The sequence below is a fragment of the Inquilinus sp. NPDC058860 genome (genome assembly GCF_042743185.1).
GTDB lineage: Bacteria > Pseudomonadota > Alphaproteobacteria > DSM-16000 > Inquilinaceae > Inquilinus.
On the sequence record NZ_JBHYMS010000015.1, the window covers coordinates 36,907 to 59,903 of the forward strand.

The window sequence follows — 22,997 nt, forward strand, 5'->3', positions numbered from 1 at the left end:
ACGGGCGGCCCGCCCCTCGCCTCCGCAAGCCCGCCGTTCTAAGATCGCCGTGATCCGGAGGGCTTCCGTCGGGCCTGACCGCCGCCCCTCCCCGATCGCGCGAGGGGATGCATGCTCCAGGCCTCCAGGGACCGACGCCCGCTGTCCAGCCGCGACCCGGACAGCCTGCGCATGCCCGGCCTGGCGGTCGCCCTTCACGCCCTCGGCGCCGCCCTGTTCGTCGCCGGCCTCCTGGCCGGCTATATCCTGGCCGCCCGGCTGCTCGGCACCGCCGAGATGCTCGGGCAGGTCTCCGCCCTGATTCCCGACCGGCCGGCCGACATGCTGGGCATGCCGGACGCCCGCATCGCCCAGTTGGCAGACATGATCGGCGACGGGCCGGGGCTGAGCCGGCAGCTGCGGGCCGAGGCCTGGACCATGGGCGGCGGCGCGGTGGTCTCCGGGCTGGTGCTGTGGCTGCTCTGCGCCGGCCTGGCCTCGGCCCTGGCCCGGCTGCAGCGGATCGAGGCGGCGCTGCAGCTCAGGCCCGGCCACGCCGCCCGGGCCGAATTCACGAAGGATTAACGACTGTCGTCCTATTCCGGGCGCAATCGGGCTTCGGGCCCGCAAGCATTGGAGTCGGAGGTCGATCCCATGGCCGGAGGCCAGTGCCGCGAGCCGCTCTCCGAAGTCGCCGGATGGGCTTCCCGCTACCTGGAGCGGCTGGACCAGCCTTTCGACGCCTGGGAGGCCGATTGCTTCCGCCGCGGCTGCAGCTTCCTGTCGCGCCGGCTGGCCGCCGGCGCCGCCTCCAGCTGGCGCTTCCTGACCCTGCCGCCGGAGCGCCGCGACGAGGTCCACCCGCTCGCCGCCCGGCCGCTGACAGTCGAGGAGACCGCCCGTTTCCGGGAGATGCTGCAGCGGATCGCGCGGGAGGAATGACGGGATGGTGTCTGAACGAGGCCGGTCGCGGGCAAAAAGAAAGGCCCGCCGAAGCGGGCCCTGCTCTTTCCATCCTGCGAACTGGTGGGCGCACTAGGGCTCGAACCTAGGACCCGCTGATTAAGAGTCAGCTGCTCTACCAACTGAGCTATGCGCCCGTTCGCTCGGGACGGCCGGTGATATAGCCGCCGTCCGGACCGGTTGCAACCCTTTCTTCACGAAAGTCTCAACCTTTGTCGGCGCCGTCCCCCGGCGCGGCCGACAGCAGGCGCCGGCCGGACTCGCGCTGCTGGCATTCCAGCAGGATGTCGCGGGCGATCGGGGCCGCGTATTCGCTGCCGCCGCCGCCATGCTCGACGATCACCGAGCAGGCGTAGCGCGGCGCGCCGACCGGGGCGTAGGCGACGAACCAGGCGTGGTGGCGCTGGTTCCACGGCCAGTTGTCCGGGTTCACCCCGGCGGCGCGTTCGGCCATGCTGATGCGGCGGACCTGGCTGGTGCCGCTCTTGCCGCCCATCTCCATGCCCTTCTGCTTGATCTGCGACCTCTTGCCGGTGCCGCGGGTCATCACCGCGACCGTGCCCTCGACCACCGTGTCGATATGGCTCTTGGCGATGCCGATCGACGGCACGTCCGGCACCTCGGGCATCGCCTCGTCGCCGACCGCCATGACCAGGCGCGGCACCACCGCCCTGCCGCCATTCACCAGCCGCGCGGTCATGGTGGCGAGCTGCAGCGGCGTCGCCAGCACATAGCCCTGGCCGATGCCCGCGATCAGCGATTCGCCGAGCTGCCAGGAGGTGCCCATCGCGCCCTCCTTCCAGGCCTTGGTCGGCATCAGCCCCGGCCGCTCGTTGGGCAGGTCGACGCCCAGCTTCTGGCCGATGCCGAACTTGTTCGCGCCCTCGGCCAGCCGGTCGATGCCGAGCCGCCGCGCCATCTCGTAGAAATAGACGTCGCAGGACTGGGCCATGGCGTCGACCACGTTCAGGCTGCCATGGCCGCCGCGCTTCCAGCAATGGAAGCGGTGGTCGCCGAGATCGACATAGCCGGGGCAGAAGACGCGCTGGTCCGGCGTGACCACCCCGGCCTCCAGCGCCGTCGCCGCCACCGCGATCTTGAAGGTCGACCCCGGCGGGTACTGGCCATTGATGACCTTGTTGTTGAGGATGCCGTAGGGGTCCTCGACCAGGCGGCGCCAATCGGCCGTGCTGATGCCGTTCGGGAACAGGTTGGCGTCGTAGGACGGGTGCGAGGCCATGGCCAGCACGTCGCCGTTGTGCACGTCCATGATCACGGCGGCGGCGCTGAACTCGGTCTTCAGCCGCTCCATGACATAGCGCTGCAGCTCGAAATCGATGGTCAGCCGCACCTCCTGGCCCGGCTTGCCTTCCCCCCGGTTCAGCTCGCGGATCACCCGGCCGACGGCGTTGACCTCGACCTGGCTCGACCCGGCGACGCCGCGCAGGTCGGTCTCGTATTGTCGCTCGACGCCCGACTTGCCGATGCGGAAGCCCGGCAGGCTCAGCACCGGCTCGCCGGTCAGGTCGGCCTCGGCCACGGCGCCGACATAGCCGATGATATGGGCCATCTCGACCCCGAAGGGGTAGCGGCGGGATTCGCCGACCTCGATCGACAGGCCCGGCAGCTCCGGACCGTTGACGTCGATCCAGGAGACCTGCTCCCAGCTCAGGTTCTCCTTCACCGTCACCGGCACGAAGGCGCGGCGGCGCTTCACGTCGCGGACGATGCGGGCCAGGTCGGCGTCGGTCAGCGGCACGCCCTGCCCCAGCCGGCCGAGCACGCTTTGGATGTCCTTCGCCTCCTCCGCCACCAGCACGACCCGGAAGTTCTGGTCGTTGACAGCCATTTGGGCGCCGAAACGGTCGGTGATCAGGCCGCGCGACGGGGCCAGGAGCCGCATGTTGATGCGGTTCGATTCGGCCAGCACCTTGTAGCGGTTGCTCTCCTCCACCTGGAGGTAGTACAGCCGCCCGCCCAGCACGCCGAGCAGGCCGAGCTTCAGCCCGCCGAGGGCGAAGGCGCGGCGGGTGAAGCCGCGGGAGCGGTCGGTGTCGCGCTCCATGGCGCTAGTCCCCCGCCCGCAGGAAGCCGCGATGCACCTGGATGAACAGCCAGGCCAGCGGCGGGAAGAGGGCGATGGTCACGGCCAGCCGGACCAGGAGCGGCCGCGGCGGCACGACCGCGACGTCGTAGAGGCCGACGCCGATCCATTCGACCAGGGTGACGACGGCGGCCAGCACGGCGAAGCCCAGCCACAGCACTGCGAAGGGCCGGCCGGCCAGGAAGCGGCGCTGGCGCAGCAGCACCCACTGGCACAGCAGCAGGATCGCCGCGTGCAGGCCGATCGGCGAATCGGTCAGCACGTCGTGCAGCAGCCCGACCAGGAAGATCAGCCACATCGGCATCAGGTCGGGCCGGTGCACGCCCCAGTAGTACACCGATGCCAGCGGCAGCAGCGGCGCGATCGCGCTGTAATAGGGCAGCTGCGTCGGCGTCACCCCGACCAGCACCAGGATCAGCGTCACGGCCCCCGGGGCGGCATGGCGGGCGGCGAGGTCGAGCTTGTGCAGCAGGTCCCCGGTCATTGCGCGAAGCCGGGCACCGGCTGCATCGCCATGCCGGGATCGAGCGCGCGGAAATCGACGATCTTGACGTAGGGGATGGCCTCGAGCGGCTCGATCGGCTGGATGCGGACGGCGCTGTCCTGCGCGGCGGCGACGATGCCGACCGGCAGCCCGGCCGGGAACATGCCGCCATTGCCCGAGGTGACGATGCGGTCGCCGACCCGGATCGAGGCGTCCGGCGGCAGATACAGCAGCCGCGGCCGGTCGGTGTTGTCGCCGCCGACGATGGCGCGCTGCTGGGTGCGCTCCACCACCACCGGGATGCGGGCGTTGAGGTCGGTGATCAGCAGCACCCGGGCGGAATGGTCGCCGGTCTGCACGATCCGGCCGATCAGGCCGCGGCCGCCGAGCACCGCCTGGCCGTCGCGGATGCCGTTGGCGGAACCGAGATTGATCGTCAGGCTGCGCACGAAGGCGCCGCCATTGTCGGCCACCACCCGGGCGGTCAGGAAGGAATGGGCCGAATCCGGCGTGTAGTTCAGGAGGTTGCGCAGGGTCAGGTTCTCGGCCTCGAGCCGGAACGCGACGTCCTGGTACTGCCGCAGCGTCGCCAGCTCCTGCCGCAGCCGGGCGTTCTCGCCGCGGATGTCGGACAGGCTCTGCATCTCCGTCACCACGCGGGCGACGCTGGCGGCCGGGCGCGACATGGCGTCGAGGATCGGCGCCACGGCATCGACCACGCGGGCGCGGACGCCGTCCAGCAGCACGGCGTCGATCTTGCCGACCATGAGCAGGCTGATCGCGGCGAACAGCAGCAGGCCGAAGGAGAATCGGTGCGCCACGGCCCTGATGGCCGCGATGCGAACCGTCGGTCTGCTCCGCTGCATCACCCGCATGTCCCGTCCGCCGAAGACCGGATTCCTGAAAGGCAGAGTACTACCGTTTTTTCGATTTCCCCAGTATGCGCTGGGGCGCCGATCAGTACATGTTGATCAGCACGTGCTTGAGGGTCTTCATCTCTTCCAGCGCCCGGCCGGTGCCCAGCGCGACGCAGGACAGCGGGTCGTCGGCGATCGACACCGGCAGGCCGGTGGCGTGCCGCAGCACCAGGTCGAGATTGCCCAGGAGCGAGCCGCCGCCGGTCAGGACGATGCCCTTGTCGACGATGTCGGCCGCCAGCTCCGGCGCGGTGTGCTCGAGCGCCACCTTCACCGCCTCGACGATCTGGCTGACCGGCTCGGACAGGCTCTCGGCGATCTGCCGTTCGGAGATCACCAGCTCCTTCGGCACGCCGTTCAGGAGATCCCGGCCCTTGATCTCCATGTAGCGGCCCTCGCCGTCCTCCGGCGGGGCGGCGGTGCCGATCTCCTTCTTGATCCGCTCGGACGAGCCCTCGCCGATCAGCAGGTTATGGTTGCGGCGGATATAGGCGATGATCGCCTCGTCCATCTTGTCGCCGCCGACGCGCACCGATCGAGAATAGACGATGCCACCGAGCGACAGCACCGCGACCTCGGTGGTGCCGCCGCCGATGTCGACCACCATGCTGCCGGTCGGCTCGGTCACCGGCAGGCCGGCCCCGATCGCCGCCGCCATCGGCTCCTCGATCAGGTAGACCCGGCGGGCGCCGGCGCTCTCGGCCGATTCCTGGATGGCGCGGCGCTCGACCGCGGTCGAGCCGGAGGGCACGCAGACGATCACCTCCGGCGCCGCGAAGCTGCGCCGGTTGTGCACCTTGCGGATGAAATGCTTGATCATCTCCTCCGCCACCTCGAAATCGGCGATGACGCCGTCGCGGAGGGGGCGGATGGCGGTGATGTTGCCCGGGGTGCGGCCCAGCATCTGCTTGGCCTCGTCGCCGACCGCCAGGACCTGCTTCTTGCCCCGGATGTTGGCGATCGCCACCACCGACGGCTCGTTCAGGACGATGCCACGGCCCTTGACGTAGACCAGCGTGTTCGCCGTGCCCAGGTCGATGGCCATGTCGGCCGAGAGGAAACCGAAGAAATTGAACATGCGGCCGTGATGTCCTGTCAGCCGGGCTCGGCTGGGCGGGTCCAGAGCGAGGGGCGGGAGCGGCGGGCCGATCCCGCCGCCGGGTTGCTTTAGACCAGCCCGGCCCGAGTCTCAAGCGGAGAGTCGGGCGGAATCATGGCACCCGGATCAGAGCCTGTTCGAGACTGCGCTGGCGTGAGTCGGCTGGCGGTGGTTTCGAGAACCGGAGCGCAGCGGACGTTTGAGTCCGTGAGCACCGGAAGCGCAGAAACCGCCGTCAGACGGCCGCGCCAGTAGCAGTATCGGACGGGCTCACATGCCGCGCTCGGCCATCGACCCGCTCACGTCGACGTCGCGGGGCGCGGCGCACTGTCCCGGCCGGCGGTACAGGCAGATCTCGCTCGGGCAGCTCTCCAGCCGGTAGCCGGTGTCCGGCGGCATCTGCTCCGGCCGTGCCATCACATAGTTGAAGGCCGGCGCCGAACGCCACAGCCGCCGCGTGTTGTCGCCGAACCAGAACACCGGCACGTCGCGGTGCAGGGTGGTGTAGCCCGCCAGGTCCCACCAGGGCGTCAGCAGGCCGAGGCCGCACAGCGCCTCGCGCTCGTGCAGCGCCTGGGTGGTGGCGATGCCGGGCGCGACGCGGGTCCATTCCGGGCGCCAGCGGTCGCTGGCCGACAGCAGGCCGGAGGCCAGCACCCAGGCGGCGCACAGCACCGCCAGCGGCGCCCAGCGCGGCACGCCTCCCCAACGTTCGGCCGGCCAGCGCTCGGCCGCCAGCCCCGCCAGGCGCCGGGCCAGCCGCTCGGTGCCCAGCGCCGCCAGGATCAGCAGGAACGGCAGCGCCGGCAGGACGAAACGGTATTCCTTGTGGGCGACCAGGCTGTGCGACAGCACGACCGCCAGCGGCACCGCCACCAGCATCGGCTGGCCGCGCGCGCCCAGCAGGACCAGCGCCGCCATCGGCGCCAGCCACCACGACCAGACCCGGACGTATTCCTCGAAGTAGAAGCCCAGCGGCATGACGCCGAAGCTGTGGCTCTTCTCCTCGACGATGTTGATCCAGAAGTTCTTCAGCACCGACTGGAACGGCCAGCCCAGCGTCACCCAGTCGAGCAGCCCGTTGCAGATCAGCACCGGGGCCAGCCCGGCCAGCAGCATCGGCCGCAGCCGGCCGCGCCAGTCGCCGCGGCTGGCGACCACCGCCGCGGTCAGGATCGCCGGCAGCAGGTGGAAGCGGAAGACGAACACCAGGCCGAACAGCAGCCCCGCCCAGATCAGCCGCCGGCGGTCGCCCGCCTCCGCCGTCCAGGCCAGCCAGCAGGCCACCAGCAGCAGGCTGGTGGCGATCGATTCGGTCAGCGCCGTCGGCGCGTAATAGACCAGCTCGAACCACAGGGTGGCGATGAAGGCCGCGGTCAGCCCCGCCGTCAGGCCCGCGGCGCGCCGGGCCCAGAGGAAGGCGACCGCCGGGATGCTCAGCGACAGCGCCGCCCACAGCGCCTTCGAGACGGCGAGATAGGAGGCCGGGTCGTCGCTGACCCAGGACACCGCCTTCATCAGCCCGGCCAGCATCCCCGGCAGCAGCCAGGAACGGATGCCCTCGCGATACTCCCAGGGGACGACGCCCTGGCCGAAGGCCAGCCGGTGCGCCTGCTCATAATATTGGAACAGCTCGTCGGCGTGGTGGATGCGCGGGAACGCCAGGGCGAGGACGATGCGCAGCAGCAGCCCGAGGGTCAGAAGCCCGGCCAGGCCGACCAGCCAGCTCGGCCAGCCGTCGAGGACGCCGGGGCGCGGATACGGCAGGGCGACCGAGGCTGCTGTGGCGCCGACCGGTCGACCCCGATAGCGATCGGACACGGACGGGTCGACCGATCGGCGTTGCTCCACAGTGTCGTCGGTCATGTCGCTCCGAATCGCGGCCGGACTATCGAATGTTGCTGCCTATAACACCCGCAACGCGGGTTTCGTCTGAAAAATCCTCGGAAAAATCATCATATCCAGGATCTTGTTCGGAGTTTGTCCGCGCCTTCACCGGAAGAAAATCGGAGCGCGGGATGAAAATCGACGGTGGCTGCGTATATGGGGCATGAAACGCCGCAAGGATGATTTCGACGTCATCGCCGAGCTGCCGGGGCTGAAGCGCTATGCGCTGGTCCTGACCCGCGATGCCGCCGAGGCCGAGGACCTGCTGCAGGAGACCCTGCTCAAGGCCTATGAGGGGCGGCGCGGCTGGCAGCCGGACCGGGCGCTGCGCCCGTGGCTGTTCTCGATCATGCACAACGCCCATGCCTCGCGGCTGCGCGGCCGCCGGGCCGAGGACGCCCGCATCGCCCAGGCGACGCAGCTGGCGCCGGCCTCCGGCGCGCCGAGCCAGGACGCCCGGGTCCAGCTGGCCCAGGTGCAGCGGGCGCTCCTGAACCTGCCGGAGGAGCAGCGCGAGGCGCTGCTGCTCGTGGCGGTCGAGGAATTCCGATACCAGGAGGCCGCGACCATCCTCGGCATCCCGCTCGGCACGCTGATGTCGCGCCTTGGCCGCGCCCGGGCGGCCTTGCGCGAGACCGTCGGCGGCGGCGCCGGCGACGCGGCCGACACCGATGGACCCAACCCGCCGCGGCTGCGGCTGGTGGAGTGACGCCCATGATCCAGACCATTCCGACCGAAGCCGAGATCCAGGCCTATATCGACGGCGAGCTCGACCTGCCGCGACGGATCCAGGTCGAGGCCCATCTCGAGGCGAATCCCGCCCTCGCCGCCCAGGTGATGGCCGATCTGCGCCTGCGCGACGTGCTGCGCCTGGCCTTCGCGGAGGATGCCGGCATCCGCGTCGCCAGCTACGAGAACGCCCGGCTGCTCGGCCGCGCCGTGCGCTGGCGCCGGCTGGCCGGCCGCCTGCGCCGGGTGGCCGCGGTGGTGCTGCTGATCGGCATCGGCTGGGGCGCCCAGTCGATCCTGGGCGTCACCCGGATCGACAGCGCCTCGGCCACCATCCCGGCCTATGCCGACGAGGCCGGCGACGCCTACCGCACCGTGCTGTACCGCCACCTGGTCGACCCGGCCGAGCCCAAGGGCGGGCTGAAGCCGGAGGACCTGGCCAAGGCGCCGATCACCCTGCCCGACCTGCCCCAGGGCTGGTCGATCCGGTCGATCGAGGTGGTGCCCTGGGACGGCGGCTCCGGCTTCGAGGCGACGATCGACACCGACCGGTTCGGGCTGGTGACGCTGTTCGCCGCCGCCACCGACGGCTTCGACGTGCAGGCGCCGCAAGCGCAACGGGCGCAGGACGTCACCGTCGCCTACTGGCAGGTCGGCCCCTCCGTCTACGCGCTCTGCGCCGAGGCGAAGGCGGAGGACCTGCTGGTCGCCGCCAACGGCTTGGCCGACACCCTCTACTGAATTGCCCCAAGGAGAGAACGACACCATGAACATGCAGCAATACGAATGGCAGGGGACGGCGGCACGCGCCTCGGCCGCCGAGCTCGATGCCGGCCTGCGCCAGCACATGCTGCGCGTCTACAACTACATGGGCCTGGGCCTGCTCCTGACCGGCCTCGTCGCCTTCCTGGTCGCCAGCACCCCGGCGATCTACATCCCGATCTTCACCAGCCCGCTGAAATGGGTGGTGATGCTGGCGCCGCTGGCCTTCGTGTTCTTCCTCTCGTTCCGCATCCACGCCGTCTCCGCCTCCACGGCGCAGCTGGTGTTCTGGGCGTTCTGCGGCGCCATGGGCCTGTCGATGGCGTCGATCTTCCTGGTCTTCACCGGGACCAGCATCGCCCGCACCTTCATGATCACCGCGGTCATGTTCGGCGCGATGAGCCTGTACGGCTACACCACCAAGGCGGACCTGTCGCGCTTCGGCTCGTTCCTGATGATGGGCCTGGTCGGCATCATCATCGCCAGCATCGTCAACATCTTCCTCGGCTCGACCGCGCTGCAGTTCATCGTCTCGGTCGCCGGCGTGCTGATCTTCACCGGCCTGACCGCCTGGGACACCCAGCGGATCAAGTCGGAATACGCCGAGCACTACGACAGCGAGAGCCTGAACAAGATGGCGGTGATGGGCGCGCTGTCTCTGTACCTGAACTTCATCAACATGTTCCAGCTGCTGCTGCAGCTGACCGGCGTGACGCGTGAGGAGTAGCAGCGTGTACGATAACGAGAAGCAGGCCATCGACGACCTGTTCGTGAAGCTGGCGCGGGCCGAGCGCGACGGCGGCCCGCGCGACGCCGGCGCCGAGGAGCTGATCCGGCGCCGCCTCGCCGAGCAGCCGGCCGCCGCCTACTACATGGCCCAGGTCATCCTGGTGCAGGAGCAGGCGCTGGCCGCCGCCCAGGCCCAGATCAACGAGCTGGAGCGGCGCGCCGCCCAGCCTGCGGCCGGCGGCTTCCTGGCCGGGCTGTTCGGCGGCGGCCAGCAGCGGCCGCAGCCGGGCGCCTCGCCCTGGGGGCGGCAGCAGGCCCAGCCCGGCTATGGCGCACAACCAGGCTATGGCGCCCCGCAGGGCTACGGCCGGCCCGGCGGCGGTGGCGGCTTCATGGCGGGTGCGATGCAGACCGCCATGGGCGTGGCCGGCGGCGTCGTCCTCGGCAACCTGCTGATGAACGCCTTCACCCCCGACGTAGCGCAGGCGGCCGGGGACCTCGGCCAGGCGGCGGAGGATACCGCCGGCGACCTGGCGCCCGACGCCGGGTTCGATATGGGCGGCGAGGAGTTCTGAGAGTAAGCTGGGGCCGGCGGCGTCATGCCTCCGGCCTCCCCTTTTTTTGACGTGAGCCGATCGGGACATATCGTGGAAAGTTTTGTTGCCCAGGTCACGCAGTTCATCGCCGACAACCAGGCCTGGGCGGGACCGATCCTGTTCCTGCTGGCCTTCGGTGAATCCATGGCCGTGGTCGGCCTGTTCGTCCCCTGCACCGCGCTGATGCTGGCCACCGGCGCCCTGGTCGGCGGCGGCCTGCTGCACCCCGTCCCGGTGATCCTGTGGTCGATCGCCGGCGCCGTGATGGGCGACGCCGTCTCCTACTGGCTGGGGCAGAAGCTGGGGCCGAACGCCCGCAACGTCTGGCCGTTCTCGCGCGACCGCGCGATGATCGCCCGCGGCCGGCTGTTCTTCCGCCGCTGGGGCACCGCCTCGATCTTCCTCGGCCGCTTCCTGGGGCCGCTGCGCGCCGTGGTGCCGCTGATCGCCGGGATCATGCGCATGCGGCATTCCCGCTTCCAGATCGCCAATGTGCTGTCGGCCATCGTCTGGGTCCCGGCCATGCTGGCGCCCGGCTGGCTGGTGGCCCAGGGGGTGGGCGAGCTGGAGGGCATCGGCGAGACCGAATGGATCGTCATGACCGGCGGCCCGCTGCTGGCCGGCGCCCTGACCCTGGCGGTCTTCGCCAAGTTTGCGTCCCGCCGCGCCGTTCCGGTCCGTGTCCGCCGGAACCGGGCCGCCGGCGAGCAGGCCTGAGGAGGCAGCCGTCATGGGCCTGAGCGGTGTGAAGCTCCTGATCATCGGCGCGGTCGTCGCGCTCCTGTTCCTGCCGATGCTGCTGCGCCAGGCACGGTCGATCCCGGTGCTGCTGGAGCAGGCGCGCGCCGCTTTCGCCGGCGAGGATTCGGAGACGCCCGGTCATCGCCCGCAGGCGGCGGAGCCGGTGCGCCAGGCCCCCCGCCCCGCCAGCTTCGCCGAGCGGCTGGGCCACGTCATCGGCCGGCTGCTGCAGCGCCTGGGCCTGTTCCGCGCCGGCTGAGACGGCGGGCCGTCCGGGTGCAGGGCGGTGCCGCCGAGGTCTGCGAGCGGGTCGAGCGGCCGGAGGTGGTCGAGCTGATCGAAGCCAGCCGGCCGGAGGTCGCGGTGGCCGCATTGTGCCGGCGCCGGGGCTTCCCACCGCAGGTGGAGCGCTGGCTCGAGATGGCCGACGAGGCCATGGAGCATTACGGCTTCATACCGCCGCAGGACGGCGAGGGCGATCCCGAGGATGCGCCCGAGCCTCCCCTGGCCGGCGTCGCCGGCCGCAGGCCCAAATCCCCGGATACAGGATAGCTCCGTAGGTTGGGTTCGCGCCTTCGCGAACCCAACATGCCGCCGCCATCGCGGCTCCCCGATTCTGTTGGGTTCGCTGCCGCGAACCCAACCTACGAAATCCGGATCGTTTCGCCTTTCCCGCGCCGCGGGAGAGGCCGCAGGCGCTTGCGACCGCGGCCCGGAACCCCGGCAGGCCCGGTGCCGTTGCTCTGTGGTCGATCCGTCCGACACCGCTCCCCTTCCCGCCAGGCGGGTCGCCGTTGGAGGCCACATGCCGTCGACTGCTCTACTGCCCCTGATCGGCGCGCTCATGGTCATCGCCGGGCTGGTCTATTCGGCCTTCCAGGCCATCTGGATCGGCCGGTTCAACCGCGAGAAGCGGTCCTTCAGCCTGCGTGGCTTCGGGCTGAAGGCGAACTGGCCCGGGCTGGCGCTGATCGTCGTCGGCGCCATCCTGCTGCTGGCGCCGTCCGCCTCTGCCCCCGGCTGAGCCGCCGCCTACGCGTCCTGCGAGGCGTCGCTGCCGGCGCGGCGGTGGTAGAGGTCGAGCACCATCTCCCGCCCGGCCGGGCCCAGCAGCTCCAGCGCCGCCAGCGGATGGCGCTGCGGCTCCGGCAGCAGGTCGAGCCGGTTCAGCAGCAGCGCCACCGCGCAGGCGTCGCGCGGCGACAGCAGGCGGATGTTGTCCGGATCGGACTTCGCCAGCCCGACCAGCCGGGCGAGATGGGCTACGTCCTCGTCGCTAGTGTTCGGCATCGTCGTCTCCCAGGAGCACGGGCGGAAATCCTATAAACGATGTCGCATACGGGCCGAAATGCCTCATTCCCGACAAATTCGCGTGTGCCGCGAGGGAAATCAGGCTAGGAGGGCGCGCATCGGATCCACAAGAAGAAGATCAACCATGGCCGCAGGACCGGAAGGCGGGCTCCACCAGGGCCTGCAGCAGCGCCATCTCAGCATGATCGCGATCGGCGGCGTCATCGGCGCCGGGCTGTTCGTCGGCTCCAGCTCCATCATCGGCACGGTCGGGCCGGGCGCCTTCCTGACCTATGCCGTCACCGGCGTGCTGATCATCATGGTGATGCGCATGCTGGGCGAGATGGCGGCGGCCAACCCCTCCACCGGCTCCTTCTCCGACTACGCCCGGCTGGCGCTGGGCGACTGGGCCGGCTTCACCGTGGCCTGGCTGTACTGGTATTTCTGGGTGATCGTGGTCGGGTTCGAGGCGGTGGCCGGCGCCGGCCTGCTGCAGAAATGGCTGCCCGACGTGCCGCTGTGGGCGGCGTCGCTGGGCCTGCTGCTCTTGATGACCGCGACCAATCTCTACTCCGTCCGCTCCTTCGGCGAGTTCGAATACTGGTTCGCCGGCATCAAGGTGGCGACCATCGTGGTCTTCCTGCTGCTCGGCACCGCCTATGTCTTCGGCCTGTGGCCCGGCCATGCCATGGACTTCTCCAACCTGACGCCGGCGGCGGGATTCCTGCCGAACGGGGTCGGGGCGATCTTCTCCGGCATCGTCGTCGTGGTGTTCTCGATGGTGGGGGCCGAGATCGCCACCATCGCCGCGGCCGAGGCCAAGGACCCGGAGCGCGCGGTGGTGCGCGCCACCCGCTCCGTCGTCGTTCGCATCCTGATCTTCTACATCGGCTCGGTGTTCCTGCTGACCGTGATCCTGCCCTGGGACAGCCTGGCGCCGAAGGAATCGCCCTTCGTCGTCGCCTTCGGGCGGATGGGCATCCCCTGGGCCGCGGACCTGATGAACGCCGTGGTGCTGACCGCGGTGCTGTCCTGCCTGAACTCCGGCCTCTACACCGCCTCGCGCATGCTGTTCGTGCTGGCCGGGCGGCGCGAGGCGCCGGCCGCCCTCACCCGCACCACCAAGGGCGGCGTTCCGGCCTGGGCGATCCTGGCCTCGACGCTGATCGGCTACCTCTCGGTCGTCGCCGCCTATGTCTCGCCGGACACGGTGTTCCTGTTCCTGCTGAACTCCTCCGGCGCCGTCATCCTGTTCGTCTATCTGATGATCGCCGTGTCGCAGCTGGTGCTGCGCCCGCGCACGCCGCCGCAGCGGCTGCGGGTGAAGATGTGGCTCTACCCGGTGCTCACCCTGCTCACCATCGCCGGCATGGCGGCGGTGCTGGTGGCGATGTGGTTCCAGCCCGACACCCGGTCGCAGATCCTGCTCAGCCTGGCCTCGGCCGCCGTGGTGGTCACCGCCTGGGGGCTGCGGCGGGCTGTGTTCGGCAAGGGCGTCGCGGCGCCGGCTGAGTAAAAGAAAAGGGCCCCTCACGGGGCCCTTTCCGTCTCCGGACCGAGGTCCGGATCAGTTCTTGGCCTTGTCGACCAGCTTGTTCTTGGCGATCCACGGCATCATCGCACGCAGCTTCTCGCCGACCTTCTCGATGTCGTGCTCGGCCTGGCGGCGGCGGGTGGCCTTGAAGCTGGCCTGGCCGACCTTGTTCTCGAGCATCCAGTCGCGGGTGAAGCGGCCGGACTGGATGTCCTCCAGCACCCGCTTCATCTCCTTCTTGGTCTCATCGGTGATGATCCGCGGGCCGGTGACGTAGTCGCCGTATTCCGCGGTGTTGGAGATCGAGTAGCGCATGTTGGCGATGCCGCCCTCATACATCAGGTCGACGATCAGCTTGACCTCGTGCAGGCACTCGAAATAGGCCATCTCCGGCGCGTAGCCGGCCTCGACCAGGGTCTCGTAGCCGGCCATGATCAGCGCGGTCAGGCCGCCGCACAGCACCACCTGCTCGCCGAACAGGTCGGTCTCGCACTCTTCCTTGAAGGTGGTCTCGATGATGCCGGCGCGGCCGCCGCCGATCGCCGAGGCGTAGGACAGGCCGATGTCGAGGGCGGCGCCGGTCGCGTTCTGGTCGACCGCGATCAGACAGGGCACGCCGCCGCCCTTCTGGTACTCCGAACGCACGGTGTGGCCGGGGCCCTTCGGCGCCACCATGAACACGTCCAGGTCCTTGCGCGGCACGATCAGGTTGAAGTGCACGTTCAGGCCGTGGGCGAAGGCGATGGCGGCACCTTCCTTCATGTTCGGCGCCAAGTCGCGGGCGTAGATGTCGGCCTGCAGCTCGTCCGGCGTGCACATCATCAGCACGTCGCCCCAGGCCGCGGCCTCGGCCGGCGACATCACGGTGAAGCCGGCGGCCTCGGCCTTCTGCACGGTCGGGCTCTCGGGGCGCAGGGCGATGCGCACATCCTTGACGCCGCTGTCGCGCAGATTGGCGGCATGGGCGTGGCCCTGGCTGCCATAGCCGACGATCACCACTTTCTTCGACTTGATCAGGTTCACATCCGCGTCGCGGTCGTAATAAACGCGCATAGCTCTGTCCTCTCACACGGGGCCGGGCGGCCCGGCCTTTCTCAACGATGACGGGAACTGCCGGCCATAGGCAACCGGCAGCAATGGTTCAGACGGCGGTCAGGAGCCCTTCGGGCCCCCGGGCGATGGCGACGACGCCGGTCCGGCTGACATCGACCAGCCCGAGTGGGACCATCAGCTGGATGAAGGCGTTGATCTTCTGGGACGATCCGGTGACCTCGAAGACGAAGCTCTCGGTCGTCGAATCCACGGCGCGGGCCCGGAACACGTCGGCGATGCGCAGGCTCTCGATGCGCTTGTCGCCGGCGCCGCGGACCTTGACCAGGGCCAGCTCGCGCTCCACGGCCGGGCCGTCCAGGGTCAGGTCGTGCACGCTGTGCACCAGCACCAGCCGGTCCAGCTGGGCCTTGATCTGCTCGATGATCATCGGCGTGCCGGAGGTGACGACGGTGATGCGGGACAGGTTCCGCGCCGTGTCGACCTCGGCCACGGTCAGGCTTTCGATGTTGTAGCCGCGGCCGGAGAACAGGCCGATGACGCGGGCCAGCGCGCCCGGCTCGTTGTCCACCAGCACGGCGATGGTATGGGTTTCGATCTGGGTCTGCGGGGTCATGGGAGATCCGAAGGTCACGAGACGAGAGTCGCGGCCACCCTCTTGTCGGGTGGCCGCGGCGAAGGGCGTCGTCCGCGCCTTATACGAGCACCATCCCCTCCTCCGAGGTCGGCTTGGCGGCCTGGTCGGCCGGCCCCAGCAGGATCTCGTTATGGGCAGCCCCGCCCGGGATCATCGGGAAGCAGTTCTCCATCTTGGAGACCTGCATGTCCACGACCACCGGTCCCTTGATCCGCAGCATCTCGCGGATCACGTCGTCGGCCTCGCCCATGCAGGTGGCGCGCAGCCCGGTCAGGCCGAAGGCCTCGGCCAGCTTGACGAAGTCGGGCAGCGCCTCGGAGTAGCTCTCGGAATAGCGCTCGCCGTGCAGCAGCTCCTGCCACTGCCGCACCATGCCCATCCAGAAGTTGTTGACGATGAAGATCTTCACCGGCAGCCGGTACTGGGCGATGGTCGACAATTCCTGGATGTTCATCAGCGTCGAGGCCTCGCCGCCGACGTCGACCACCAGCGCCTCGGGATGCGCGATCTGCACCCCGACCGCGGCCGGCAGGCCGTAGCCCATGGTGCCGAGCCCGCCCGAAGTCATCCAGCGGTTCGGCTTCTGGAACGGGATCAGCTGCGCCGCCCACATCTGGTGCTGGCCGACCTCGGTGGTGATGTAGACGTCGTCACGGTCGGCGGTCAGCTCGGCCAGGCGCTTGATCGCGTATTGCGGCTTGATCACCGCATCATGCGACCGGTCCTGGCTGAACTGCAGGCAGTTGCGGGCCTGCCACTGCTTGATCTGGTGCCACCAGCCGGCGATCGCCTTGTCGCGCGGCTTGTAGCCGCGGCGCTTCCAGACCTCGATCATCGCCCGGATCACCTTGCCGACGTCGCCGACGATGGGCAGGTCGACATGGACGTTCTTGTTGATCGAGGACGGGTCGATGTCGACATGGATCTTGGTCGACCCCGGCGAGAAGGCGCTGATCTTGCCGGTCACCCGGTCGTCGAAGCGCGAGCCCAGCGCGACCATCAGGTCGGAGCCGTGCATCGCCAGGTTGGCCTCGTAGGTGCCGTGCATGCCGACCATGCCCAGGAACCGCGGGTCGGAGGCCGGCAGGGCGCCGAGGCCGAGCAGGGTCGAGGTGCAGGGGAAGCCGGTCAGTTCCACCAGCTCGCGCAGCGCCGCCGACGCGTCCGGGCCGGAGTTGATGATGCCGCCGCCGGTATACAGGATCGGCCGCTCGGCCTTGGCCATCAGCTCGACCGCCTGCTCGATCAGCGCCGGGTCGGGCTCGGTCCGCGGCCGGTAGGTGCGATGCTCGACATGCTCGGGCGGGGTGTAGACGCCGTCGGCGAACTGCACGTCCTTCGGCAGATCGACCACCACCGGGCCGGGCCGGCCGCTGCGGGCGACGTAGAACGCCTCGTGCAGCGTGCGGGCGACGGCGTTGGCGTCCTTCACCAGGTAGTTGTGCTTGGTGCAGGGCCGGGTGATGCCGGTGGTGTCGGCCTCCTGAAACGCGTCGTTGCCGATCAGATGGGTCGGCACCTGCCCGGTCAGGCAGACGATGGGGATCGAATCCATCAGCGCGTCGGTCAGGCCGGTGACCGCATTGGTCGCGCCCGGGCCGGAGGTTACGAGGACGACGCCGACCTTGCCGGTCGAGCGGGCATAGCCTTCCGCTGCGTGCACCGCCGCCTGTTCGTGCCGGACCAGGATGTGGCGGATCGCGTTCTGCTTGAAGATCGCGTCGTAGATCGGAAGGACAGCACCGCCCGGATACCCGAAGATAACCTCTACGCCCTGGTCCCGAAGGGCACGCAGGACGATTTCGGCTCCGGTCAGCGTTTCTGTCGACATCGTAACCTCTAAATGCGGCCCCCTCCGGGCCACGCGTTCAACGTTGGGGATCAACGAGGGTCGGCAAGCTAGACGGCGGATTCCGGCAGGTCAACCGAAAATGCGAAGAAAGCGCAAAGTTTCAGCTGCAATTTTTTCCGAATATTGCGCACTAGCGACATGGCTGCGTTGCACCCTTGCGTTCTCGGTCGGCAGCTGGTGCCGGAACCAGGTGGTCTGGCGCTTGGCCAGGTTGCGCGTCGCCTGCTGCGCCCGGGCGATCGCGGTTTCCAGGTCGATCTCGCCGCGCAGATGAGCCGCCAGCTCCGGCACCCCGACCGCCTTCATCGCCGGCAGCTCCGGGTCCAGCTCCAGCGCCAGCAGCGCCTTGACCTCGTCGAGGGCGCCGGCGGCGACCATGGCGCGGAACCGGCCGTCGCAGGCGGCGTAGAGCGCCTCGCGCGGCGGCGCCAGGACGATCCAGTCGAACGCCATGCCGGGCGGCGGGCCGGACCCGGCCTCAAGCTGCCAGTCGGCCAGCGAGCGGTTGGTCGCCACCATCACCTCCCAGGCCCGGATCAGCCGCTGGCTGTCGCCGGGGGCCAGGCGCTGCGCCATCTTCGGGTCCCAGCGCATCAGCTCGGCATGGAAGGCCTCGCCGCCCAGGGTCTCGTGCAGCTCGACCGTGGCACGGCGAATCTCCTCCGGCACCGGCGGGATCGGGCTCAGCCCCTCGGTCAGGGCGCGCAGATAGAGGCCGGTGCCGCCGACCACGATCGGCCGCCTGCCGGCCTTCTGCGCCAGCCCGATCTCGGCCAGCGCCATGTCGCACCAGGCGGCGGCGGAGCAGCGCGTCGCCGCCGGCAGCACGCCGTACAGCCGGTGCGGCGCCCGCGCCAGGTCGGCCGGGTCGGGCCGGGCGGTGAGGATCGACAGCTCGGCATAGACCTGCATGCTGTCGGCGTTGATCACCACGCCGTCCAGCGCCTCCGCCAGGTCCAGCGCCAGCGCCGACTTGCCGCTGGCCGTCGGCCCGCCGATGGCGATGACGGCAGGGGTATCCGACGCATGCACAACCGTGGTCATCCTTCACCTCGACCCGGCGCCGATGGGCCGCCGGGCCCTTGGCGCAACGCGCGGGACAATATCGCCCGCGACCCCATATGTCTCGCACGGCCGACGGGCCGGAAGCCTCGACAGGAGACGCGATGCGACTGTTCAAATGCCAGCATTGCCATCAGGTTCTCTACTTCGAGAACGCGGTCTGCGAGAGGTGCGGACGGACGCTCGGCTTTCTGCCGGATCTCGGGACGTTGAGCGCCGTGGAGCCGGACGGGCCGGCCTGGATCGCCCTGGCCGATCCGCGGCCGCGCTACCGCTTCTGCGCCAATTGGGAACAGCACGCCTGCAACTGGATGGTGCCCGCGGACGGAGACGACGCCCTCTGCATCGCCTGTCGGCACAACCGGACCATCCCAGACCTTTCGGACCCGGACAACCATCGCCGCTGGCAGAAGATCGAACAGGCCAAGCGGCGGCTGTTCTATTCCCTGATCAAGCTGTCCCTGCCGATTCCGACGGCGGCCAGCGGCGACCCCGAACCGCTGATGTTCGACTTCCTGGCCGATCCCATCGCCGGCGGGCCGAGGGTGATGACCGGCCATGACAACGGCCTGATCACCCTGTCGCTGAAGGAGGCGGACGACGCCGCGCGCGAAGCCACGCGCGACGCGATGGGAGAGCCCTACCGCACGCTGCTCGGCCATTTCCGCCATGAGGTCGGCCACTACTACTGGGACAGGTTGGTCCGCGACGGCGGAGAGCTGGACAGCTTCCGCGCCCTGTTCGGCGACGAGCAGGCGGATTACGGGGCAGCGCTCCGGACGCATTACGAGCAGGGTGCCCCGGCCGGCTGGCAGCAGGGCTTCGTCAGCGCCTATGCCACGATGCATCCCTGGGAGGACTGGGCCGAGACCTGGGCGCACTACCTGCACATCGTCGATACGCTGGAGATCGCCGGCGCCTTCGGCATCGCGGTCGATCCCGGCATCACCGACGACCCGTCGCTCGAGACCAAGATCCGGTTCGATCCGCATCGCGTGCGCAGCGTGCAGACGCTGATCGATGCCTGGCTGCCGCTGACCTATGCGGTCAACTGCCTGAACCGCTCGATGGGCCAGCCGGATCTCTACCCCTTCGTCATCGCCCCCCGCGTGGTCGAGAAGATGGGTTATATCCACGGGCTGATCCATCGATCCGGGCCAAGCCTGTCAAAGCGCGCATAGACAGGGACGGCGGCGCTGCGGCATAGACGGTCGCCTGTCCTGGGAGATGCGCCGCGTCATGGATCTCGTCCTCACCCTCACCACCGCTCCGGACCAGCCGGCCCTCGACGATGCCCTGACCCGTCATGTGCGCAATGCGCTGGCGATCGCGGGCGGCACGCCGGGGGCGGTCGACTGGCTGGCCCCGGGCATCGCCTGCGACATCGCCTTCGCCGCGGCCGATGCCAGGGCGGCGCAGGCGGCGGCGCGGCTGTCGCTGGCCGGGCAGCCGGTCGACGCCAACGTCGTGCCGGCCCAGGGTCGCCGCAAGCGGCTGCTGGTCGCCGACATGGACGCCACCATCGTCGAGGCCGAGACGCTGGACGAGCTGGCCGCCCTGGCCGGCGTCGCCGACCGGGTGGTGCCGATCACCGAACGGGCGATGCGCGGCGAGATCAATTTCCGCGAGGCGGTGGTCGAGCGCGTCGCTTTGCTGGAAGGCCAGCCGCGGTCGATCATCGATCGCGCCCTGGCCGATCTGCGCTACACCCCCGGCGGCCGCACCCTGGTGGCGACGATGCGGGCGAACGGCGCCTACTGCGCCCTCGTCTCCGGCGGCTTCGACGCCTTCACCCGGCCGGTGGCCGCGGCGGTCGGCTTCGACCGGTCGGAAGGCAACCACCTGATCGAGGCCGATGGCCGCCTGACCGGCCGGGTGCGCGAGCCGATCCTGGGCAAGGACGCCAAGCGCAGCTTCCTCGAGGAGATGGCGGCGGAGCGCGGCCTGAGCCTCGCCGACACCATCACCGTCGGCGACGGCGCCAACGACATCCCGATGCTGCAGGCCGCCGGACTGGGCGTCGGCTTCCGGGCCAAGCCGCTGGTGCGGGAGTCGGTGCCGGTGTCGATCGCGCATGGCGACCTGACCGCCCTCTTGTACCTGCAGGGCTACCGCGCGGCGGAGTTCGTGGCGGCCTAGGCGACATCAAGGATAAATGCTCCAGATGAGCTCCATCCTTTTACTGTCATGCCCGGGCTTGACCCGGGCATCCAGAAGCTGTCGACATCCTCTGGATTGCCGGGTCAAGCCCGGCAATGACAAGTTGTGATTCAGCTCATGCTGAAAGCGGCCTAGGCGTGTACCGCAAGATCGCCTCCGTCGGCGGGCTGACGCTCGCCAGCCGCGTCCTCGGCCTGGTCCGCGACCAGATCATCGCCGCGGTGCTGGGGGCCGGGCCGGTGGCCGACGCCTTCTTCCTGGCCAACCGGCTGCCGAACCACTTCCGGTCGCTGTTCGCCGAGGGCGCCTTCAACGTCGCCTTCCTGCCGGCCTTCACCACCACGCTGCAGCGCGACGGCAAGGCCGAGGCGCTGGCGCTGGCGGAGCAGGTGCAGGCGATCCTCCTGGCCGTGCTGCTGGTCGTTCTGGTCGCGGCCCTGGCCGCCATGCCCTGGCTGATCCAGTTGATGGAGCCGGGCAGCGCCGCGGCGGCGCAGACCGACCTGAAGGTCGAGCTGACCCGGATCACCTTCCCCTACCTGCTGTTCATGTCGCTGGTGTCGCTGCAGGGCGGCGTGCTGAACGGGCTCGGCCGGTTCGGCGCCGCCGCGGCCGCGCCGATCCTCCTGAACCTGTTCATGATCGGCGCGGTGCTGGGGCTGACGCCGTTCCTGCCGACCGCCGGCCATGCCCTGGCCTGGGGCGTGTTCCTGTCCGGCATCGCCCAGTTCCTGTACCTGGAATGGGACATGCGGCGGGCCGGCGTCTCGCTGCGCCTTGTCCGCCCTCGCCTGTCGCCCGGCGTGCGCCGCTTCTTCCGGGCGCTGGGGCCGGCGACTCTGGGCGCCGGCATGGCCCAGATCAGCGTCTTCGCCGACACCATCATCGCCCAGGCGCTGCCGACCGGCGCACAGTCCTACCTGAACTATGCCGACCGGCTGAACCAGCTGCCGCTCGGCGTCATCGGCATCGCCGTCGGCACCGTGCTGCTGCCCGAGGTGACGCGCCGCCTGGCCGCCGACGACCACGAGGGCGCGCTGGCCAGCCAGAACCGGGCGATCGAGCTGACCCTCGCCCTCACCCTGCCCTTCGCCATTGCCTTCCTGGTGGCAGCGGAGCCGATCCTGGCGGCGATGTTCGAGCGCGGCCGCTTCACCGCCATCGACAGCCATCAATCGGCCCTGACCCTGACCGCCTACGCCTTCGGCCTGCCGGCCGTGGTGCTGGTGCGCTGCCTGCTGCCCGGCTTCTACGCCCGCGGCGACACGGCGACGCCGGTCAAGATCGCGGTCGCCACGGTGGCGCTGAATGTCGGGCTGAAGATCGCGCTGATGGACTCGCTGTCCCAGGTCGGCCTCGCCGTCGGCACCTCGGCCGGGGTGTGGCTGAACATCGTGCTGCTGGCCTGGGTGCTGCACCGGCGCGGCCAGTTCAGCCTCGATGCCGCGTCCCGGCGGCGGCTGCCGCGGATGGTGCTGGCCGGAGCGGTGATGGCGGCGGCGCTGTGGGGCCTGCTGGTGCTGGCCGCGCCGGCCCTGGCCGGACGCTCCGACCTGCTGGCGGTCGCCACCGTGCTGGGCGTGCTGGCGGTGGCCGGCCTGGTCTACCTCGCCGCCCTGTTCGGCCTCGGCGCCCTGCGGCGCGAGGACCTGCGGCGGCTGCGCCGGCGGGGGTGATGCGCCGTAGCCGAACATGTCACGAACTTGACAAAACAAACTCCTGTAGCTACATTTTTGCAGCTACAGGAGGCCGGTGTTGCGCTGGACCTGGGATCCTGCCAAAGCGGCGCAGAACCTGAGAAAGCACGGCGTTTCCTTCGATTTGGCGTCCCGCGTGTTCGGCGATCCTTACGCTCTCACGCTGCCCGATCCTCATCCGCATGAGGAGCGCTGGCGGACCATCGGGATGCCCAGCAGCAACAGTTCGGTCCTCCTGTTCGTCGTCCACACGGGCGGCGACGAGCTAAATCCCGACCCGATAGGGCGCATCATCAGCGCCCGACGGGCCGAGCCCCGCGAAAGGAAAGCCTATGAGGAAGGGCAATTCTGATCCGCTGACAAAGACACAGAAGGACGAGCTTGCGGCGCTGGAAGCCATGCCCGACAGCACGATCGACACGACCGACGCGCCACCCGTGATCGACTGGACCGGCGCCCAGCGCGGCAAGTTCTATCGTCCCGTCAAAAAACTGCTCTCGCTGCGGTTGGACGCAGATCTGATCGCCTGGTTCAAGGAGGACGGCGAAGGCTATCAGACCCGGATCAACGAGGCCTTGCGCGAATACGTCGAAAAGCACCGCAAGGAACCCGTTTCGTAAAACATAGGCCGGGTCGCGGCTTCCGCTGCTGATCCATCGGGTAGGAGGGGTCCTTGCGGAGCCCCTCCTCCCACACCACCGTGCGTACGGTTCCGTACACGGCGG

Annotated in this window: 26 protein-coding genes and 1 tRNA gene; 16 read left to right on the forward strand and 11 right to left on the reverse strand. The window is 69.6% G+C overall.

The annotated features are described in order from the left end of the window. Positions 1-111 precede the first annotated feature (111 nt). The gene (locus ACFW16_RS12740) at positions 112-564 is read left to right on the forward strand and encodes a hypothetical protein (RefSeq protein WP_380305391.1); all 453 of its coding nucleotides are present in this window, start codon (positions 112-114) and stop codon (positions 562-564) included. Positions 565-633: 69 nt separating this feature from the next. Continuing rightward, the gene (locus tag ACFW16_RS12745; RefSeq protein ID WP_380305393.1) at positions 634-921 is read left to right on the forward strand and encodes a hypothetical protein; all 288 of its coding nucleotides are present in this window, start codon (positions 634-636) and stop codon (positions 919-921) included. A gap of 82 nt (positions 922-1,003) precedes the next feature. Here the strand turns inward: ACFW16_RS12745 and ACFW16_RS12750 are convergent. The 6 genes from ACFW16_RS12750 to ACFW16_RS12775 form a co-directional block, all read right to left on the reverse strand. After that, positions 1,004-1,079: transfer RNA gene (locus ACFW16_RS12750), tRNA-Lys, on the reverse strand. 68 nt (positions 1,080-1,147) lie between these two features. Then, positions 1,148-3,007, reverse strand: coding sequence for a penicillin-binding protein 2 (gene mrdA / locus ACFW16_RS12755; RefSeq protein WP_380305395.1), 1,860 nt, complete (start codon positions 3,005-3,007; stop codon positions 1,148-1,150). Positions 3,008-3,011: 4 nt separating this feature from the next. Then, entirely contained in the window at positions 3,012-3,530 is a 519-nt protein-coding gene (gene mreD, locus ACFW16_RS12760; protein ID WP_380305397.1) for a rod shape-determining protein MreD, read from the reverse strand. Next, on the reverse strand, positions 3,527-4,396 hold the full coding sequence (mreC, locus tag ACFW16_RS12765; protein WP_380305399.1) for a rod shape-determining protein MreC: 870 nt from the start codon (positions 4,394-4,396) through the stop codon (positions 3,527-3,529). Before mreC ends, mreD begins: the two co-directional genes overlap by 4 nt. Before the next feature lie 91 nt (positions 4,397-4,487). Continuing rightward, on the reverse strand, positions 4,488-5,525 hold the full coding sequence (locus tag ACFW16_RS12770) for a rod shape-determining protein (RefSeq protein ID WP_225768296.1): 1,038 nt from the start codon (positions 5,523-5,525) through the stop codon (positions 4,488-4,490). Positions 5,526-5,816: 291 nt separating this feature from the next. Continuing rightward, a complete protein-coding gene (locus ACFW16_RS12775) occupies positions 5,817-7,412 on the reverse strand; it encodes a hypothetical protein (RefSeq protein WP_380305402.1) in 1,596 nt (531 codons plus the stop codon). Positions 7,413-7,596: 184 nt separating this feature from the next. On the opposite strand from ACFW16_RS12775, the gene ACFW16_RS12780 reads away from it, so the two are divergent. The 8 genes from ACFW16_RS12780 (at position 7,597) to ACFW16_RS12815 (ending at position 12,014) form a co-directional block, all read left to right on the forward strand. Continuing rightward, entirely contained in the window at positions 7,597-8,142 is a 546-nt protein-coding gene (locus ACFW16_RS12780; RefSeq protein ID WP_380305404.1) for a sigma-70 family RNA polymerase sigma factor, read from the forward strand. A gap of 5 nt (positions 8,143-8,147) precedes the next feature. Beyond that, entirely contained in the window at positions 8,148-8,903 is a 756-nt protein-coding gene (locus ACFW16_RS12785) for an anti-sigma factor family protein (protein ID WP_380305406.1), read from the forward strand. A 25-nt stretch (positions 8,904-8,928) separates the two neighbouring features. Next, the gene (locus tag ACFW16_RS12790; RefSeq protein ID WP_380305407.1) at positions 8,929-9,651 is read left to right on the forward strand and encodes a Bax inhibitor-1/YccA family protein; all 723 of its coding nucleotides are present in this window, start codon (positions 8,929-8,931) and stop codon (positions 9,649-9,651) included. Positions 9,652-9,655: 4 nt separating this feature from the next. Continuing rightward, positions 9,656-10,228 (forward strand): DUF2076 domain-containing protein, encoded by a 573-nt coding sequence (locus tag ACFW16_RS12795; RefSeq protein ID WP_380305408.1) that lies wholly within the window; start codon positions 9,656-9,658, stop codon positions 10,226-10,228. A 72-nt stretch (positions 10,229-10,300) separates the two neighbouring features. Beyond that, on the forward strand, positions 10,301-10,966 hold the full coding sequence (locus tag ACFW16_RS12800; protein ID WP_380305410.1) for a DedA family protein: 666 nt from the start codon (positions 10,301-10,303) through the stop codon (positions 10,964-10,966). A gap of 13 nt (positions 10,967-10,979) precedes the next feature. Then, positions 10,980-11,249 (forward strand): hypothetical protein, encoded by a 270-nt coding sequence (locus ACFW16_RS12805; RefSeq protein WP_380305412.1) that lies wholly within the window; start codon positions 10,980-10,982, stop codon positions 11,247-11,249. A 17-nt stretch (positions 11,250-11,266) separates the two neighbouring features. Next, the gene (locus tag ACFW16_RS12810) at positions 11,267-11,542 is read left to right on the forward strand and encodes a hypothetical protein (RefSeq protein ID WP_380305414.1); all 276 of its coding nucleotides are present in this window, start codon (positions 11,267-11,269) and stop codon (positions 11,540-11,542) included. A 253-nt stretch (positions 11,543-11,795) separates the two neighbouring features. Continuing rightward, entirely contained in the window at positions 11,796-12,014 is a 219-nt protein-coding gene (locus tag ACFW16_RS12815; RefSeq protein WP_380305415.1) for a hypothetical protein, read from the forward strand. Between the two features lie 8 nt (positions 12,015-12,022). Here the strand turns inward: ACFW16_RS12815 and ACFW16_RS12820 are convergent, their stop codons facing one another. Continuing rightward, positions 12,023-12,280 carry a hypothetical protein gene (locus ACFW16_RS12820; protein ID WP_380305417.1) on the reverse strand — a complete coding sequence of 86 codons (258 nt, stop codon included), beginning with the start codon at positions 12,278-12,280 and terminating at the stop codon, positions 12,023-12,025. Between the two features lie 145 nt (positions 12,281-12,425). Here ACFW16_RS12820 and ACFW16_RS12825 point away from each other — a divergent pair, with 145 nt between their 5' ends. After that, positions 12,426-13,796: an amino acid permease gene (locus tag ACFW16_RS12825; RefSeq protein WP_380305419.1), complete on the forward strand. Its 1,371-nt coding sequence runs from the start codon at positions 12,426-12,428 to the stop codon at positions 13,794-13,796. Positions 13,797-13,847: 51 nt separating this feature from the next. On the opposite strand, the gene ilvC is transcribed toward ACFW16_RS12825, so the two are convergent. From ilvC to miaA, 4 genes are all read right to left on the reverse strand, one after another. Further along, positions 13,848-14,867 carry a ketol-acid reductoisomerase gene (ilvC, locus tag ACFW16_RS12830; RefSeq protein WP_380305421.1) on the reverse strand — a complete coding sequence of 340 codons (1,020 nt, stop codon included), beginning with the start codon at positions 14,865-14,867 and terminating at the stop codon, positions 13,848-13,850. An 88-nt stretch (positions 14,868-14,955) separates the two neighbouring features. Next, positions 14,956-15,480 (reverse strand): acetolactate synthase small subunit, encoded by a 525-nt coding sequence (gene ilvN / locus ACFW16_RS12835; RefSeq protein WP_380305423.1) that lies wholly within the window; start codon positions 15,478-15,480, stop codon positions 14,956-14,958. A 79-nt stretch (positions 15,481-15,559) separates the two neighbouring features. Next, the gene (locus tag ACFW16_RS12840; RefSeq protein WP_380305425.1) at positions 15,560-17,332 is read right to left on the reverse strand and encodes an acetolactate synthase 3 large subunit; all 1,773 of its coding nucleotides are present in this window, start codon (positions 17,330-17,332) and stop codon (positions 15,560-15,562) included. Positions 17,333-17,422: 90 nt separating this feature from the next. Next, positions 17,423-18,397 carry a tRNA (adenosine(37)-N6)-dimethylallyltransferase MiaA gene (gene miaA, locus ACFW16_RS12845; RefSeq protein ID WP_380305427.1) on the reverse strand — a complete coding sequence of 325 codons (975 nt, stop codon included), beginning with the start codon at positions 18,395-18,397 and terminating at the stop codon, positions 17,423-17,425. 122 nt (positions 18,398-18,519) lie between these two features. On the opposite strand from miaA, the gene ACFW16_RS12850 reads away from it, so the two are divergent. The 5 genes from ACFW16_RS12850 to ACFW16_RS12870 all read left to right on the forward strand — a co-directional run bounded on the left by ACFW16_RS12850 (position 18,520) and on the right by ACFW16_RS12870 (position 22,892). Further along, a complete protein-coding gene (locus tag ACFW16_RS12850; RefSeq protein WP_380305428.1) occupies positions 18,520-19,596 on the forward strand; it encodes a putative zinc-binding metallopeptidase in 1,077 nt (358 codons plus the stop codon). A gap of 58 nt (positions 19,597-19,654) precedes the next feature. Next, the gene (gene serB / locus ACFW16_RS12855) at positions 19,655-20,554 is read left to right on the forward strand and encodes a phosphoserine phosphatase SerB (RefSeq protein ID WP_380305430.1); all 900 of its coding nucleotides are present in this window, start codon (positions 19,655-19,657) and stop codon (positions 20,552-20,554) included. Between the two features lie 158 nt (positions 20,555-20,712). Further along, positions 20,713-22,251: a murein biosynthesis integral membrane protein MurJ gene (gene murJ, locus ACFW16_RS12860; RefSeq protein ID WP_380305432.1), complete on the forward strand. Its 1,539-nt coding sequence runs from the start codon at positions 20,713-20,715 to the stop codon at positions 22,249-22,251. Between the two features lie 79 nt (positions 22,252-22,330). Continuing rightward, positions 22,331-22,624, forward strand: coding sequence for a BrnT family toxin (locus ACFW16_RS12865; RefSeq protein ID WP_380305434.1), 294 nt, complete (start codon positions 22,331-22,333; stop codon positions 22,622-22,624). Further along, positions 22,605-22,892, forward strand: a complete 288-nt coding sequence (locus ACFW16_RS12870) for a BrnA antitoxin family protein (protein WP_380305436.1) — start codon at positions 22,605-22,607, stop codon at positions 22,890-22,892. Before ACFW16_RS12865 ends, ACFW16_RS12870 begins: the two co-directional genes overlap by 20 nt. Positions 22,893-22,997: the final 105 nt, after the last annotated feature.